We start from the raw sequence: 13201 nt of genomic DNA, 5'->3' as shown, positions 1-13201 counted from the left end.
CTGGGCCATTCTCGTGCGTCCCGGCTCAGTGGCGGGCGCCGCCGACCGTGTCGGCCAGTCCGCGCAACCGCGCCCGCAGATCGGCCAGCTCGTCCCGCTCGAGGCCGGTGGCCTCGGCCAGCCGCCTCGGCACGTGCTGGGCCCGGTCGCGCAACGCCACACCGTCCTCGGTGAGCTGCACGATGACCGACCTCTCGTCCTCCGAGGACCGCACGCGGGTGATCAATCCGGTCGATTCGAGGCGCTTCAATAACGGGGAGAGCGTGCCGGAGTCGAGGTCCAGCGCCTCCCCCAGCCCCTTCACCGTCACCGTGTCCCGCTCCCAGAGCACGAGCATCACCAAGTACTGCGGATAGGTGAGGCCCAAGTCGTCCAGCAACGGACGATAGAGCCGCGTGAGGGCGCGCGAGGCGGCGTACAGCGCGAAGCACACCTGGTTGTCGAGCTGCAGTTCCTCGAGCCCCGACACGACACCACCTCCTACTCGACGGTAACCACCCATTCCATTGTGCGCAATCAACCTGGTGGCCGTCACCCCCGCCCCGCTCAGCCGGCGCGTTCTTCGCCCTTCCCGGGCTCCGACCACGATTCCAGCAGCGCCGTGAACTGCGCCAGCAGCGCGCCGAGGCCGGACAGGTCACCACCCAGCTGGTAGGTCTTCAGTTCCGCGGGCGCGGGCAGCTTGGACACGATCTCCGGCAGATTCGCCACCAGCGCCGCCCGCACATTGGCCTCGTTCTGCGCGTTGTCGTTGTCGACGCGGCGCCGGGCGCGGTCCAGCGCCAGCATCTTGCCCTCGTGCTCGGAACGCTGCCGCGCCTCGTCGAGCGCCAGTTCGGCGTCGAGTTCGAGCCTGCGCAGTTCCTCGCGCAACCGCAGGTTCTCGACCTGCTCGGCGTGCTTCTCGCGTTCCAGGCGCAGGGCGTGCAGCGCGGTCTGGTTGGCGAGTTCGGCGACGGCGCGTTCGTCGTCGTGTTCGCGGGTGGTGCGGCGCATCCGTTCGGCGGTCTCGCGGTCGAAGCGCGCGGACTCGTGCCGGGCACGCAGCTCGGCCAGTTCCCGTTCGTTCTCGATGCGGCGTTCCTCGGCGGCCCGGTGCGCCTGCGTCTCGCGCGCCGAAATGACTTCCTGCGCTTGCAGTTCCGCGAGCCGGGCGAGCTGGTTCTGTTCGGTGCGGTAGGGCTTCTGGAGGTTCTCCCACAGTGTGCCGGAGCTGACCACGGCCTCCTTGATCTGCACGGTGACGATGCGCAGCCCGAGCCCGCGGTCGCCGTCCGCGCTGCCCTCGGCGACCTCGCGCAGCCGCGCCGTGAGCTCCTCGATGATGGGCTGTTTGTCGCTGAGCACATCGCGCACGCCCATCGTGGACACCTTGTCCTTGATGGCGGCCTCGGCCTGTTCGCGCAGCTGGATATTGACCAGCCGCATGGGCTCCTCGGCGTCGGAGAAGTCGAGTTTGCGGTAGGCGGTGGCGAAATCCTCGATGATCCACTGCACGTAGCCCTGGACCAGCACGCCTTGCAGTTCGCGGCAGATGCAGTAGGCGTTGATCAGGATGGTCTGCATCGCACCCGGCACCACCAGGTACGCGTCGGTGGACGGGTTGTAGCGGAACGAGACGCCGAGCCCGATGTGCAGCGGCTCCTTGCGGCCGCGCCGGGTGTGCACCACGAAAGCGTTGGGCGGCACCAGGACCGTGCGCCGGCGCCAGTATCCCGTCACCCATACCTCGACGGGCCCCGCCCCGCCGGCCTGCTGCGGCGCCGCCCCGATCCGCTCGGCGCGCTTGCCCAGCGCGCCCCGCGGTCGCGGCGGCGGCGCACCGGCGGGCGTGGGAGCCGCCGCCGGCGCCGCGACCGCCACCGACGTGCCGCTCGGCGACCGACGCGCCCGCAAGTCGTCCTCCAACGCCGACTGCTGCGCGACGACCTGGTCGAGATAGGTGTTCTTACCCGGATTCCCCATGAGCGCACACTACCGGCAAACCTATGCGCTCCCAACAGATTTCACGGCCGGGCAACCCGTGGTCCATACGGTTTCGCTACCACGCTCCACCCGCGCGCGGACCGTGCCCGACCCCCGGTCGCGATCCCGACCGTCACCCCACGCTCCCTCCGCGCGCGGACCGTGCGCGAGCCGACAGGCCGCGATCCCGACGACCGGTTCGGCTCTGCGCACCCGAGCGCCCTCCGGCACTGACCATGCATGCCCGGCGAACATCCGGCGCTCGCCGACTCCGAACCCACCCGATCCGATGGACCGGCAGGCGGTCATCTCGACTTCCTCACCACCGAGGACCCCCGCCCGCCTCGCGCCACGGACCCCACGTGCGGTGATGCCCCACCTGGCATCAAGTGCTGCCCGTCACAACGCCCACGCTCTTGCCTGTTGTTACTCGACACACATACTCTGACCAATGACCTGATAGTCACTATCAGAAATGCCTTACCGGAGGGGAATCATGTCGCAGCCGACCTTGATCGAAGAACCGACGCGGTCGGAGCCGCACCCTCTCGGCGCCCTCGGTCGGTGGGGCCAGATGATGGCGCGGCACCGGCGGATCGTCGTCGCGGTGTGGTTGCTGCTGGTGGTGCTCGGCGGCGCGGCCTATCCCCTGCTGCACGACCGGCTCGGCGCACCCGATTACGCGGTGCCCGGATCGGTCTCTGACCAAGCCGATCAGCTTGTGGCGCAACACTTCTCGCAGTACGGCGTCGAGCAGGACGTGATCGTGGTCCACTCCCCGACCCACACCGCCGACGCGCCGGAGTTCCGCGCGGCGGTGGACCGCGCCCTCGACGCCGCCCGCGCGACCCCGGGCGTGGTCGCCACCCTCGGCCCGTTCCAGGGCGACGCCGCCCGCCAGATCTCCGAGGACCGGCACACCGCGCTCGCCCTGCTCGGCCTCGAGGGCGATATCGCCGCGCGGGTCGCGACCGCGACCGAACTACAGTCCGCCGTCACCGCGCTCTCCGGCGGCGATATCACCCTGGCCGTCACCGGTTACGGCCCCATCCAGGCCGATCTGATGGCCACCGAGACCGCCGATATGAGCCGCGCCGAAGCCATCGGCCTGCCCGTCGCGGCCGTCGTGCTGGTGCTCGCGCTCGGCGCGGTCGCCGCGGCCACCCTGCCCATCACGGTCACCGCCGCCGGTATCGCGGCAGCGATCGGCGCGCTGTTCGGACTGTCGACGTTCCTGGCGTTCGACACGCTGACGCTCTCGGTCGCGGTCATGATCGCGACCGGCACGGCCATCGACTACGCCATGTTCATCGTCAGCCGGTTCGCCGAGGAGATGGCCGCGCTCGGCGTGCGGAACCGCGCCGACCGCGCGCAGATCGACCGCGCCGTGGGCCTGGCCCTCGACACCACCGGCCGCACCGTGCTCGCGTCGGGCCTGATCATCATGATCTCGCTGAGTTCACTGGCGGTGGTGGGCCTGACGATGCTCAACGGCATCGCGATCGGCGTGATCACCGCCGTCAGCGGGACGCTCGCCGCCGCCGTCACGCTGCTGCCCGCGCTGCTCGCGATGTTCGGCCCCGCCGTGCACAAGGGCGCGCTGCCCGCCCGCCTGCGCCCGGCCCTCACCCCGTCGGCGGCGGCCGCCAGTTCCTGGGCCCGCTGGACGCGCACCGTGATGGGCAAGCCGGTCCTGTTCGGCACGCTCGGCGTCGCGCTGCTCGCCGCGGCCGCGCTGCCGCTCACGGGGATCAAGTACGGCATCGATATGGGCATCGGGGCGCTGGCGGAGCGCCCCAGCGGCCAGGCGACCGAACTCGTACGCGAGGAATTCGGGCCCGGGTTGCTCGCCCCGATCACCGTCGTCGCGACGGGTCCCGGCGACACGGCCCTCACCGCCGAAGCCCAGCCGCACATCCAGGCGTTCACCCGGGAACTGTCCGACCACCCGCGCGTCGAGACCGTCATCTCGCTGCCGTCGGCGGGCCGCTGGATGCTCACGGTCGTGCCCACCGAATCGTTCGACTCGCCGTCGGTCTCGCAGCTGGTCGACGACATCCGTTCGCGCGCCACCGAAGTCGAGGGCGCCGAGATCCTCCTGGGCGGCACGCCCGCGGTGTTCGCCGACGTGTCCGACCGCATCACCGAACGGTTCCCGCTGCTCATCGCGCTGGTGCTCGCGGTGTCGCTGGCCTTCCTGATCGTCGCGTTCCGCAGTATCGTGCTCGCGGTCAAGGCGATCGCGCTGAACCTGCTGGCCACCGGCGCGGCCCTGGGCATCACGGTCGCGGTGTTCCAGAACGGCATCGGCGAATCCGTCCTCGGGTTCCAGAGCACGGGTTTCGTGCAGGTATTCCTCCCGATGCTGGTGTTCGCGGTGCTGTTCGGGCTGTCGATGGACTACGAGGTGTTCCTCATCCGCCGCATGAAGGAGGCGTGGGACCGCGAGCCCGACAACACCGCCGCCGTCGCCGAGGGCATGCAGCGCACCGCCCGCCCCATCACCGCGGCGGCCGCGATCATGGTGGCGGTGTTCGCCAGCTTCGTCACCGCGGATGTGCTGGAGCTCAAGCAGATCGGGTTCGCGCTGGCGGTGGCCATCACCATCGACGCGGTGGTGGTGCGCATGGTGCTGGTACCCGCGTTCATGCGACTGTTCGGCCGCTGGAACTGGTGGCTGCCCACCCTGCGCACACCCGCCGTCAGCCGATGACGGCTTCGATCGCCCGGATGATCGAATCCACCGCCTCGGCGTAGACATCGCTGAGCCGGCCGTCGAAATCCTTTGCGGCCCAATGCTCCAGCGCCGAGACGCCGCCCCACACGACGATCGAGGCGATCATCCGGACCTGGAGATCGTTGGCCTCGCGCCCGCTGCGTTCGGCGAACAGCGCGCGGAACTGCTCTTCGAGTTCGCGCATCTGCTTGGCCTGCCCGTCCTTCACCTCCGGGAAGGCGCGCATCAGCCGCAGGCGGCGCGCGATGCGACGCTCGGCGTCGGGGGTGAGCAGCGCGGCCAGCATCGGGGCCACGAGAGGCTTGGCGAGCGCGATCATCTCGTCGACGGGAAGGACTTCGCCGTCACCGGTGGTGCGCAGCACCTCGAGCACCCGAGGATCGGATTCGTCGTAGAGGACGAGCATTTCCTTGGTGCCGAAGTAGCGGTAGATCGAGCTGGGCGACACCTCCGCGGCGGCGGCCACCCGCTCCACCGTGACCTCGCGATAGCCGTGCTCCTCGAACAAGTCCAGCGCCACCCGCTGGATGCGGCTCATCGCCTCGATCTTGCGGCGCTCCCACAGCGTCGCCGGCATCTGACGGTGCACGGTCGTCACAGTCCCATCCCCCGGACCAGGTCGAGCATCTCCGCGCGGAAAAGCTTCGCCGGATCCTGCGATTGCGGCGTCAAGTGTCCGTACACCTCCAGTGCGACCAGTCCGTGCATCCGTCCCCACATGCGCAACGCCAGGGCCAGCCCGGCCGGGGGCAGGCCGGGAAAGGCCTCGCGCACGTGCTCGGCCAAGCTCTCGTCGAAATCGGTCCACCGCGGGTCGCCGAGGGTCTGCGTGGCGGCGGCCGTGGGCCACGCGGCGGCCGCGAGTCCCACCAGACCTTCGCACGCGCGCAGTTCCGCCTCGCGCGCGGGCCCGCCCGGCGGCGGATGGTAGCCCGGCACCGGATCGCCATAGATCAACCGGAACTCGGCCGGGTGCGCGACCGCCCACACCCGCACCTGTTCACCCCACGCCACGATGCGCCCGGCGGGATCTGCTTCGGGCACCGCGTCGCGTGCGGCCTCCAGCCGGTCCACCAGGCCGGCGTAGACGTCGGCGATGAGGGTGGTGATCAGGTCGTCGCGGGTGGCGAAGTAGCCGTAGAGCGCCCCGGCCGTCATGCCCATCTCGCGGGCGATGGCGCGCAGTGTGATGGCGTCCGGCCCGCCCTCGGCCAGCAGGCGCAGGCCGATGTCCTTGATCTCGCGCGTCGCCTCGGCGCGCAACCGCTCCCTGCGGTTCTTCACTTCGACCACCCTTGACACTCTACAGTGTGCGACTACTACCACCGGTGCAGTTACTGAACGGCGTGTAGTTTATGCACTGGGTTCAGAGATGAACTCGGAGTGTTCGGCGTCGTCGGCAGGCTCATCGCTGCGGACCGAGCTTCACGGGCCGGGCGCGCGGATCGTGACGGATCAGCCGCGTCCGAATGGCGCGGCCAGCACCGCGGCGACCACGCCCACCCCGGCGAGCAGCACCAACACCAGCGGAATCACGATGAGCGCCAATGTCTTTCCCGTCGACCCCCGCCGCGGCGGATACGGTGCACCGCCCGGCATCCGTGGCGCGCCCGGATAACCCGGCTGCTGTGGATACGCCCCCGGCGGGTATCCCGGTTGCGCTCCCCACTGCGGACCCGCGTAGTTCACGACGACCCTCCCCTTCACTCGATCCCCGGAGCACCCTACCCGAGAAAGCCCGAAGGCCCCGGTCCGCGTGGGACCGGGGCCTTCGGTGATGCTTTGCCCGAATCAGGCGTTGCCGGAGAGCTTCTCCCGCAGGGCGGCCAGCTGGGCGTCGCTCGCGAGCGACCCGCCGGCGGGCTCGGCCTGGGAGGAGGAGCTGGTCTGCGCGCCGCTCTCGGAGGAGTAGTTCGACGCGCCGCCGCCGTTCGCGGCCTCGGCCGCGGCGTCGGCCGCCATCTTCTCCATCTGCGCGGTGTGCATCTTGTGGCGACGCTCCGCCTCGGCGTAGCGGTTCTCCCACTCCTCGCGCTGCTTGTCGTAGCCCTCGAGCCATTCGTTGGTCTCGGGGTCGAAGCCCTCGGGGAAGATGTAGTTGCCCTGCTCGTCGTAGCTGTCGGCCATGCCGTACTTCGACGGGTCGAACTCGGCGTGGTAGTCCTCGTTGGCCTGCTTCAGCGACAGCGAGATCCGGCGACGCTCCAGGTCGATGTCGATGACCTTGACCATCGCGTCGTCGCCGACGGCCACGACCTGGTCCGGCACCTCGACGTGGCGCTCGGCCAGCTCGGAGATGTGCACCAGGCCCTCGATGCCCTCCTCGACGCGGACGAACGCGCCGAACGGAACGAGCTTGGTGACCTTGCCCGGCACGATCTGGCCGATCGCGTGGGTGCGGGCGAACTGGCGCCACGGGTCTTCCTGGGTGGCCTTGAGCGACAGCGACACGCGCTCGCGGTCCAGGTCGACGTCGAGGACCTCGACGGTGACCTCGTTGCCCACCTCGACGACCTCGGACGGGTGGTCGATGTGCTTCCAGGACAGCTCGGAGACGTGCACCAGGCCGTCGACACCGCCGAGATCGACGAATGCGCCGAAGTTGACGATGGAGGAGACCACACCCTTGCGGACCTGGCCCTTCTGCAGCTGGTGCAGGAACTCGCTGCGGACCTCGGACTGGGTCTGCTCGAGCCAGGCGCGGCGGGACAGGACCACGTTATTGCGGTTCTTGTCCAGCTCGATGATCTTGGCCTCGATCTCCTTGCCCACGTAGGGCTGGAGATCGCGGACGCGGCGCATCTCGACGAGCGAGGCGGGCAGGAAGCCGCGCAGGCCGATGTCGAGGATCAGGCCGCCCTTGACGACCTCGATGACGGTGCCCTTGACGGCCTCGTCCTTCTCCTTGAGCTCCTCGATGGTGCCCCACGCACGCTCGTACTGCGCCCGCTTCTTCGACAGGATCAGGCGGCCTTCCTTGTCCTCCTTGGTGAGAACGAGGGCCTCGACCTCATCACCCACGGAAACGACCTCGTTCGGGTCGACATCGTGTTTGATGGAGAGTTCGCGAGAGGGGATGACGCCTTCGGTCTTGTAACCGATGTCGAGCAGGACCTCGTCGCGGTCGACCTTGACGATGGTTCCTTCGACGATGTCGCCGTCGTTGAAGTACTTGATCGTGGCGTCGATGGCGGCGAGGAAGTCCTCGGCGGAGCCGATGTCGTTGACGGCTACCTGCGGCGAGGTGACGGTGGTGGGCATGTGTCGGTTTGCTCCGGACGGATTGTGGTCGGTTGCGGACATTGGAACTTTCGGTACGCTGCGAGATCACCGCGACGATGCGACGACGGACACATAGGAACGTACCGCACTCGCCTGCCGGTGAAACCCAGCACGGGCGCCTTGTTGTTTCAGTACGCTGAACGTCGGTAGATCGATACTTCGGCACGGCGTGACGTGGCACAGCAGACACTCGCGCGTTCAGCGTACGCGACCTTGGTCCGCGCGGGCAAACCGGTCCGCACGCCACGCCGGGGGATTCGCGCGCCACGCCGGAGGACCCGCGCACCCGCGCCGCCGATAAGCTCTCGGCCGTGTCCGAAGATCGTCACGCGCAGGCATATGAAGTGCTGGGCGCCTCCCGTCCGGCCCGCGTACGGGTGGATTCGGCGGCCAGCGAGTCGGCCAGCCGTCGCTGGTGGGACGCCGACGCGGACCAGTACCACCAGACCCACGCCGACTTCCTCGGCGTCGACTCCCCCGAGGGCGAGTTCATCTGGTGCCCGGAGGGACTGCACGAGGGCGATATGCGTCTGCTCGGCGAGGACCTGGCGGGCAAGCGGATTCTCGAGGTGGGTTGCGGATCGGCGCCGTGCGCGCGCTGGCTCGCCGGGCAGGGCGCGCACCCGGTCGGGCTGGATCTGTCGCGGGCCATGCTCGAGCGCGGTCGCGCCGCGATGGCGGCGGGCGGGCCGCGGGTGCCGCTGGTGCAGGCGGGCGCGGAGTCGCTGCCCTTCGCCGACGCCTCGTTCGACCTGGCCTGCTCGGCGTTCGGCGGGGTGCCGTTCGTCGCGGATTCGGCGCTGGTCATGCGGGAGGTGGCGCGCGTGCTGCGGCCGGGCGGGCGCTGGGTCTTCTCGGTCAATCACCCGATGCGCTGGATCTTCCTCGACGACCCGGGCCCCGAAGGGTTGGTCGCGACCAACTCCTACTTCGACCGTTCCCCTTATGTAGAGGTGGACGCCGACGGCGTGCCGACCTACGTCGAGCACCATCGCACGATCGGCGACCGGGTCCGCGAGATCGTCGCGGCCGGCCTCACGCTGCTCGACATCGTCGAACCCGACTGGCCGGAATGGCTCGACCGCGAGTGGGGCCAGTGGAGCCCGCTGCGCGGCGAGATCTTCCCCGGCACCGCCATCTTCGTCACGGAGAAGCCGGCCGGTTAACCCGCCGCCAACCCGTCCAGCAACGCCGTGCGGGCCTCGAGCACCCGCGCGGCGAGGTCCCCGCCTCGCTCCAGCCAGGTCTCATAGCCCGCGAAGAACACGGCCAGGCCGACCTTCGCCCACAGCCGCGCGCCCACATCGCGCCGGTCCCCGCCGGTCCGGCTCGCGAGGTGCGCGGCCAGCAGTTCCTCGATCGCGGCGCGCTTGGCCAGGTCGCGGGCCCGCAGCGCGGGATGGGCGGCGATGATCGCGTCGCGCACGCGCAGGGCGTCGAGGTGGTCGGCGAACCGGGCGGTCAGCGGGCCGACGACCGCGCCGAGCGTGGCCTCCACGGTCTCGTCGCGCGGGCGCGCGGCCAGCAACTCGGCGAGTTCGGCGCGCAGCTCGTCGTCCTCGGCGAAGAGCAGTTCCTCTTTGGCGCTGTAGTACCGGTGCAGCGTGCGGGTGCCGACCTCGGCCGCGGCGGCGACGTCGGCGACGGTCACCGCGTCGTAGCCGCGCTCGGCGAACAACCGCAGCGCCGCGTCCGCGATCGCCCGGCGCGTGCGCTGCTTCTTGCGGTCCCGCAGGGACAGGGGTGCCGTCGACATGCCAGCATTGTCACGCATGGCATAAAATGGCAGACTATGCCATATGACACCTGATGCCAGAACTGTCGTGATCGTCGGCGGCACAAGCGGTCTCGGCCGCGCCTGCGCCACCGCCTTGGCCGCCGACCCCGGATGGACGGTCGTGATCACCGGCCGCGATCCGGAGCACGTCGCACGGGAGGCGACCGCGATCGGCGTGCGCGGACTGCCACTCGACCTGGGTTCACTCGCCTCGATCGCGGAGTTCGCCACCGCCCTGCGCACAGCGGACCTCCCACCGCTGCGCGCGCTCGTGTGCAACGCGGGCGTGCAGTTCACGCGCCGCGTCCACACGGCCGACGGCGTGGAGGCCACGTTCGGAGTGAATCACCTCGGGCACTTCGCGCTCGTCCAGGCGTTGCTGCCCGACCTGGTGGCGCCGGCCCGCGTCGTATTCGTCACCTCGGGAACGCACGATCCCGGCCGGTTCACCGGAATGCCGCACCCGCTGCCGGTGTCGGCCCGCGACCTGGCCCGGCCGCCCGCCCCGACCGAGCCCGCGCACGTCGACGGCCGCCGCCGCTACAGCACCTCGAAACTGGCCAACCTGCTGACCACCTACGAACTGGCGCGCCGCCTGGCCGACGAGGGCGTGACGGTCAACGCGTTCGACCCCGGCCTGATGCCCGGCACCGGCTTGGCCAGGGACGCGAGCCCGATCACGCGCGCCCTGTGGCGCACCGTCGCCCGCGCGCTGGTCGCACTCCCCGGCGTCCGCACTCCCGCGCGCTCGGGCGCGGACCTCGCCCGGCTGGTGACCGATCCGGCCCTTGCCGGCACCACCGGCCGCCACTTCGTCGGCCGCGCCGAGCGCCCTTCCTCGACGGCGTCCTACGACCGCGACACCCAGCGCGCGCTCTACGAGGACAGCGTCGCGCTGGTCGCCGAACTCGCGCGCTGAGGACATCGAAAGGGCCGCACCACTCGAAAGTGATGCGGCCCAGGGGTTTCGACGCGGTCAGTCCTTCGTCGGCTTTCGGCCCGCCTGTTCGAGCGCCTGGCGGAGGGCGTACTCGATCTGCGCGTTGATGCTGCGCAGATCGTCGGCGGCCCACCGCGCCATGGCCTCGTGCACGGCCGGGTCGAGGCGCAGCAGCAGCTTCTTGCGTTCGACCATGATCAGCGGCTCAGTGGTAGAGCGTGCCGGTGTTCACGACGGGCTGGGTGGCTCGGTCGCTGCACAACACCACCAGCAGGTTCGACACCATCGCGGCCCGGCGTTCCTCGTCGAGTTCCACCATGCCCTGTTCGGCGAGCCGGTCCAGCGCGTGCCCGACCATGCCGATCGCGCCGTCCACGATCTGCTCGCGCGCGGCCACCACCTGCGCCGCCTGCTGGCGCACCAGCATGGCCTGGGCGATCTCCGGCGAGTAGGCGAGGTGGGTGATCCTGGCCTCGATCACCTCGATACCCGCCGTCTCCGTGCGGTCACGCAGCTCGACGGTGAGTTCCTCGGCCACTTCGGCGCCGTCGCGCAGGCTGGTGCGGCCTTTGTCGTGCGCGTCGTAGGGGTGCGTGGTGGCCAGGTGCCGGACCGCGGCCTCGGACTGGGTCTCCACGTACTCCTCGTAGTCGTCCACGGCGAAGGCGGCCTTGAAGCTGTCGACCACCCGGTAGACGACGACGGCGGCGATCTCCACCGGGTTGCCGTCGGCGTCGTTGACCTTGAGCTTCTGCGTTTCGAAGTTGCGCACCCGCAGCGAGATGCTCTTGCGGTCGGTGAGCGGCACGACCGAGAAGAATCCCGGTTCGCTCACCGAGCCGATGTAGCGGCCGAAGAACTGGATGACCTTGGCCTCGTTGGGATTCACGATGATCAGGCCCGTCGCCAGCAGGGCAAGCACGACGACGATCACCGTCGCCGCGATCGCCGCGATCAGCGCGGAGACGTTGCCGTCCCTGGCCATGGCGACGAATCCGAGCGCGGCGACCGCGCCGAAGAACAGGGTGAGCACCAGCCAGGCCAACAGGACGAGAAAGCCGTTGACGTGACGAGCGGGCCTGAGTTGCATGACATCCTCCCGGTATCAGAGTGATATCACTACGCTAGCACACGCTCCGGGCCCCGGCCAGGGGCGCGACATTGCGATTGCAGCGGAAGACATTGCGCGGGTCGCATTCCGCCTTCAGCGCCGCCAACCGGGCGTAAGTCGCGGCGCGGTATCCGGCTCGGGTCTGCGCCTCGCCGGCCGACGCGCCCGCGCCGTAGAGGAACGCGAGACTGTGCCCGATCGTCCACGGCGCCAACGCTTCCCGGATCAGGGCGTGCCCCTCGGGTGCGGTGTCGTCACCGGGTGCGGCCATGGTGATCGCGCGCACCACATACGCCGCGTCGCGATGGTCCACGGCACTGCCCGCCGACCCGGGCGCACCGAGCGCACCGCCGAGATGCCGGATGTCGAGCACGGCGGGCACCGCGCCCTCGGGTCCGGCCACCCGCCACAGCGCCGCGATCGCGTCCTCGCTCAGGTCGTCGAGCAGCGCGTTGGTGGCCGAGTAGGCGTGCGGGTCGGGCGGGTCGGCGTGGATCGTGTGCGTCTCGGTGTAAGGCATCTCGCGTAGGTCGTCGCGCACGCCGTCCCCCACCGCGCGCAGGGGTGCGACGAGCCGGTCGCCCTCCTGCGCCGACCCGAGGAACGCGACGCGGATCGACAGTGCGAAGCGGCCGCGCAGCGCGGGCGGGAGTTGCGGGATGTCGGGGTAGGTCAGCATCGCGACGGTGGAGGTCACCTCGTCGGGCACCGTCCGGGTCCAGTGCCGCCACGCTTCCAGCGCGGCCGCGGCCCGGGACGCGTCGAATACGAGTTGCCCTCCATAGACCGCGCGGACCGGGACGAGTCCGGTCGTCAACGCGGTCACCACGCCGAAGTTGCCGCCGCCGCCGAGCGCCGCGCCGAACAGCACGTCACCGGGGCGCAGCGTGCGCACCCGGCCATCCGCTGTGACCATCTCGAGTTCCCGCACATGGTCGGCGGCGTATCCGAATTTCCTTGCGAGCAAGCCGATTCCGCCGCCCAGCGTGTAACCGACGAAGCCCACCGAGGGGGAGGAACCGTTCAGCGGAGCCAATCCGTACTCGGCGGCCGCGGCCACCAACGCGCCCGCCCGCACGCCCGCACCGATTCGCGCGGTGCGCGCGTCGGGGTCGATGGCGATGGCGTCCATCCGCGCGGTGCTGATGAGCACGCCGCCGTCGGCCGCCACCGACAGTCCGTGCCCCGTCGCCTGCACGGCCACCGGAAGCCCTCGACGCGCGGCGTATTCCACGGCGGCGCGCACGTCCTCGGTGCGCCGCGCGCCGACCACGACGTCGGGGCGGTGGGTGTAAGCGGTCTGGAATCCGGCGATCTCGTCGTCGTAGCCGGGGTCGCCCGGACGGAACACCGGGCCGTCGAATGCGGGAAGTTCGTTCGTCATGGCTT

General features: G+C 70.2%; 13 protein-coding genes. 3 read left to right on the top strand and 10 right to left on the bottom strand.

From position 1 onward, the window contains the following. Positions 1–25: 25 nt before the first annotated feature. Both DFR74_RS19610 and DFR74_RS19605 read right to left on the bottom strand, forming a co-directional pair. The gene (locus DFR74_RS19610) at positions 26–469 is read right to left on the bottom strand and encodes a MarR family winged helix-turn-helix transcriptional regulator (protein WP_067506772.1); all 444 of its coding nucleotides are present in this window, start codon (positions 467–469) and stop codon (positions 26–28) included. A 77-nt stretch (positions 470–546) separates the two neighbouring features. After that, positions 547–1965, bottom strand: coding sequence for an SPFH domain-containing protein (locus DFR74_RS19605; protein ID WP_113975195.1), 1419 nt, complete (start codon positions 1963–1965; stop codon positions 547–549). 496 nt (positions 1966–2461) lie between these two features. On the opposite strand from DFR74_RS19605, the gene DFR74_RS19600 reads away from it, so the two are divergent. Further along, positions 2462–4678: an MMPL family transporter gene (locus DFR74_RS19600; RefSeq protein ID WP_067506841.1), complete on the top strand. Its 2217-nt coding sequence runs from the start codon at positions 2462–2464 to the stop codon at positions 4676–4678. Here DFR74_RS19600 and DFR74_RS19595 read toward each other — a convergent pair. The 4 genes from DFR74_RS19595 to rpsA all read right to left on the bottom strand — a co-directional run bounded on the left by DFR74_RS19595 (position 4668) and on the right by rpsA (position 7963). After that, complete coding sequence (locus DFR74_RS19595) at positions 4668–5300, bottom strand: TetR/AcrR family transcriptional regulator (protein WP_067506844.1); 633 nt, start codon at positions 5298–5300, stop codon at positions 4668–4670. The genes DFR74_RS19600 and DFR74_RS19595 overlap by 11 nt on opposite strands. Further along, the gene (locus tag DFR74_RS19590) at positions 5297–5995 is read right to left on the bottom strand and encodes a TetR/AcrR family transcriptional regulator (protein WP_067506847.1); all 699 of its coding nucleotides are present in this window, start codon (positions 5993–5995) and stop codon (positions 5297–5299) included. The genes DFR74_RS19595 and DFR74_RS19590 overlap by 4 nt, the downstream gene beginning before the upstream one ends. A 162-nt stretch (positions 5996–6157) precedes the next feature. Beyond that, positions 6158–6391: a hypothetical protein gene (locus DFR74_RS35460; RefSeq protein WP_147265855.1), complete on the bottom strand. Its 234-nt coding sequence runs from the start codon at positions 6389–6391 to the stop codon at positions 6158–6160. A gap of 102 nt (positions 6392–6493) precedes the next feature. Next, positions 6494–7963, bottom strand: a complete 1470-nt coding sequence (rpsA, locus tag DFR74_RS19585; protein ID WP_067506850.1) for a 30S ribosomal protein S1 — start codon at positions 7961–7963, stop codon at positions 6494–6496. Between the two features lie 332 nt (positions 7964–8295). On the opposite strand from rpsA, the gene DFR74_RS19580 reads away from it, so the two are divergent. Then, positions 8296–9150: a class I SAM-dependent methyltransferase gene (locus tag DFR74_RS19580; RefSeq protein WP_067506852.1), complete on the top strand. Its 855-nt coding sequence runs from the start codon at positions 8296–8298 to the stop codon at positions 9148–9150. Here the strand turns inward: DFR74_RS19580 and DFR74_RS36065 are convergent. Next, on the bottom strand, positions 9147–9740 hold the full coding sequence (locus DFR74_RS36065) for a TetR/AcrR family transcriptional regulator (RefSeq protein WP_067506856.1): 594 nt from the start codon (positions 9738–9740) through the stop codon (positions 9147–9149). The two genes, DFR74_RS19580 and DFR74_RS36065, sit on opposite strands and share 4 nt — an antisense overlap. A gap of 43 nt (positions 9741–9783) precedes the next feature. On the opposite strand from DFR74_RS36065, the gene DFR74_RS19570 reads away from it, so the two are divergent. Further along, a complete protein-coding gene (locus DFR74_RS19570) occupies positions 9784–10680 on the top strand; it encodes an SDR family NAD(P)-dependent oxidoreductase (RefSeq protein WP_067506859.1) in 897 nt (298 codons plus the stop codon). Positions 10681–10737: 57 nt separating this feature from the next. On the opposite strand, the gene DFR74_RS19565 is transcribed toward DFR74_RS19570, so the two are convergent. From DFR74_RS19565 to DFR74_RS19555, 3 genes are read right to left on the bottom strand one after another with little or no spacing between them, the layout of a single operon-like run. Next, positions 10738–10896 carry a type II toxin-antitoxin system antitoxin gene (locus DFR74_RS19565; protein ID WP_113975194.1) on the bottom strand — a complete coding sequence of 53 codons (159 nt, stop codon included), beginning with the start codon at positions 10894–10896 and terminating at the stop codon, positions 10738–10740. Between the two features lie 10 nt (positions 10897–10906). After that, positions 10907–11791, bottom strand: a complete 885-nt coding sequence (locus tag DFR74_RS19560; protein WP_067506862.1) for an SPFH domain-containing protein — start codon at positions 11789–11791, stop codon at positions 10907–10909. Positions 11792–11825: 34 nt separating this feature from the next. Then, on the bottom strand, positions 11826–13196 hold the full coding sequence (locus DFR74_RS19555) for an FAD-binding oxidoreductase (RefSeq protein WP_067506864.1): 1371 nt from the start codon (positions 13194–13196) through the stop codon (positions 11826–11828). Between the last annotated feature and the right edge of the window lie 5 nt (positions 13197–13201).

It is taken from the genome of Nocardia puris, assembly GCF_003315035.1.
In the GTDB taxonomy this organism is placed as follows: Bacteria; Actinomycetota; Actinomycetes; order Mycobacteriales; family Mycobacteriaceae; genus Nocardia; species Nocardia puris.
Note: the sequence above shows the minus strand (reverse complement) of the source record. Positions and strands in the feature narration are given on the sequence as shown.

Coding starts and splice junctions, on each gene's coding strand:
- DFR74_RS19605 (WP_113975195.1), bottom strand. CDS start 1,965: ATGGGGAATCCGGGTAAGAACACCTATCTCGACCAGGTCGTCGCGCAG.
- DFR74_RS36065 (WP_067506856.1), bottom strand. CDS start 9,740: ATGTCGACGGCACCCCTGTCCCTGCGGGACCGCAAGAAGCAGCGCACG.
- DFR74_RS19560 (WP_067506862.1), bottom strand. CDS start 11,791: ATGCAACTCAGGCCCGCTCGTCACGTCAACGGCTTTCTCGTCCTGTTG.
- rpsA (WP_067506850.1), bottom strand. CDS start 7,963: ATGCCCACCACCGTCACCTCGCCGCAGGTAGCCGTCAACGACATCGGC.
- DFR74_RS19565 (WP_113975194.1), bottom strand. CDS start 10,896: ATGGTCGAACGCAAGAAGCTGCTGCTGCGCCTCGACCCGGCCGTGCAC.
- DFR74_RS19600 (WP_067506841.1), top strand. CDS start 2,462: ATGTCGCAGCCGACCTTGATCGAAGAACCGACGCGGTCGGAGCCGCAC.
- DFR74_RS19555 (WP_067506864.1), bottom strand. CDS start 13,196: ATGACGAACGAACTTCCCGCATTCGACGGCCCGGTGTTCCGTCCGGGC.
- DFR74_RS19570 (WP_067506859.1), top strand. CDS start 9,784: ATGACACCTGATGCCAGAACTGTCGTGATCGTCGGCGGCACAAGCGGT.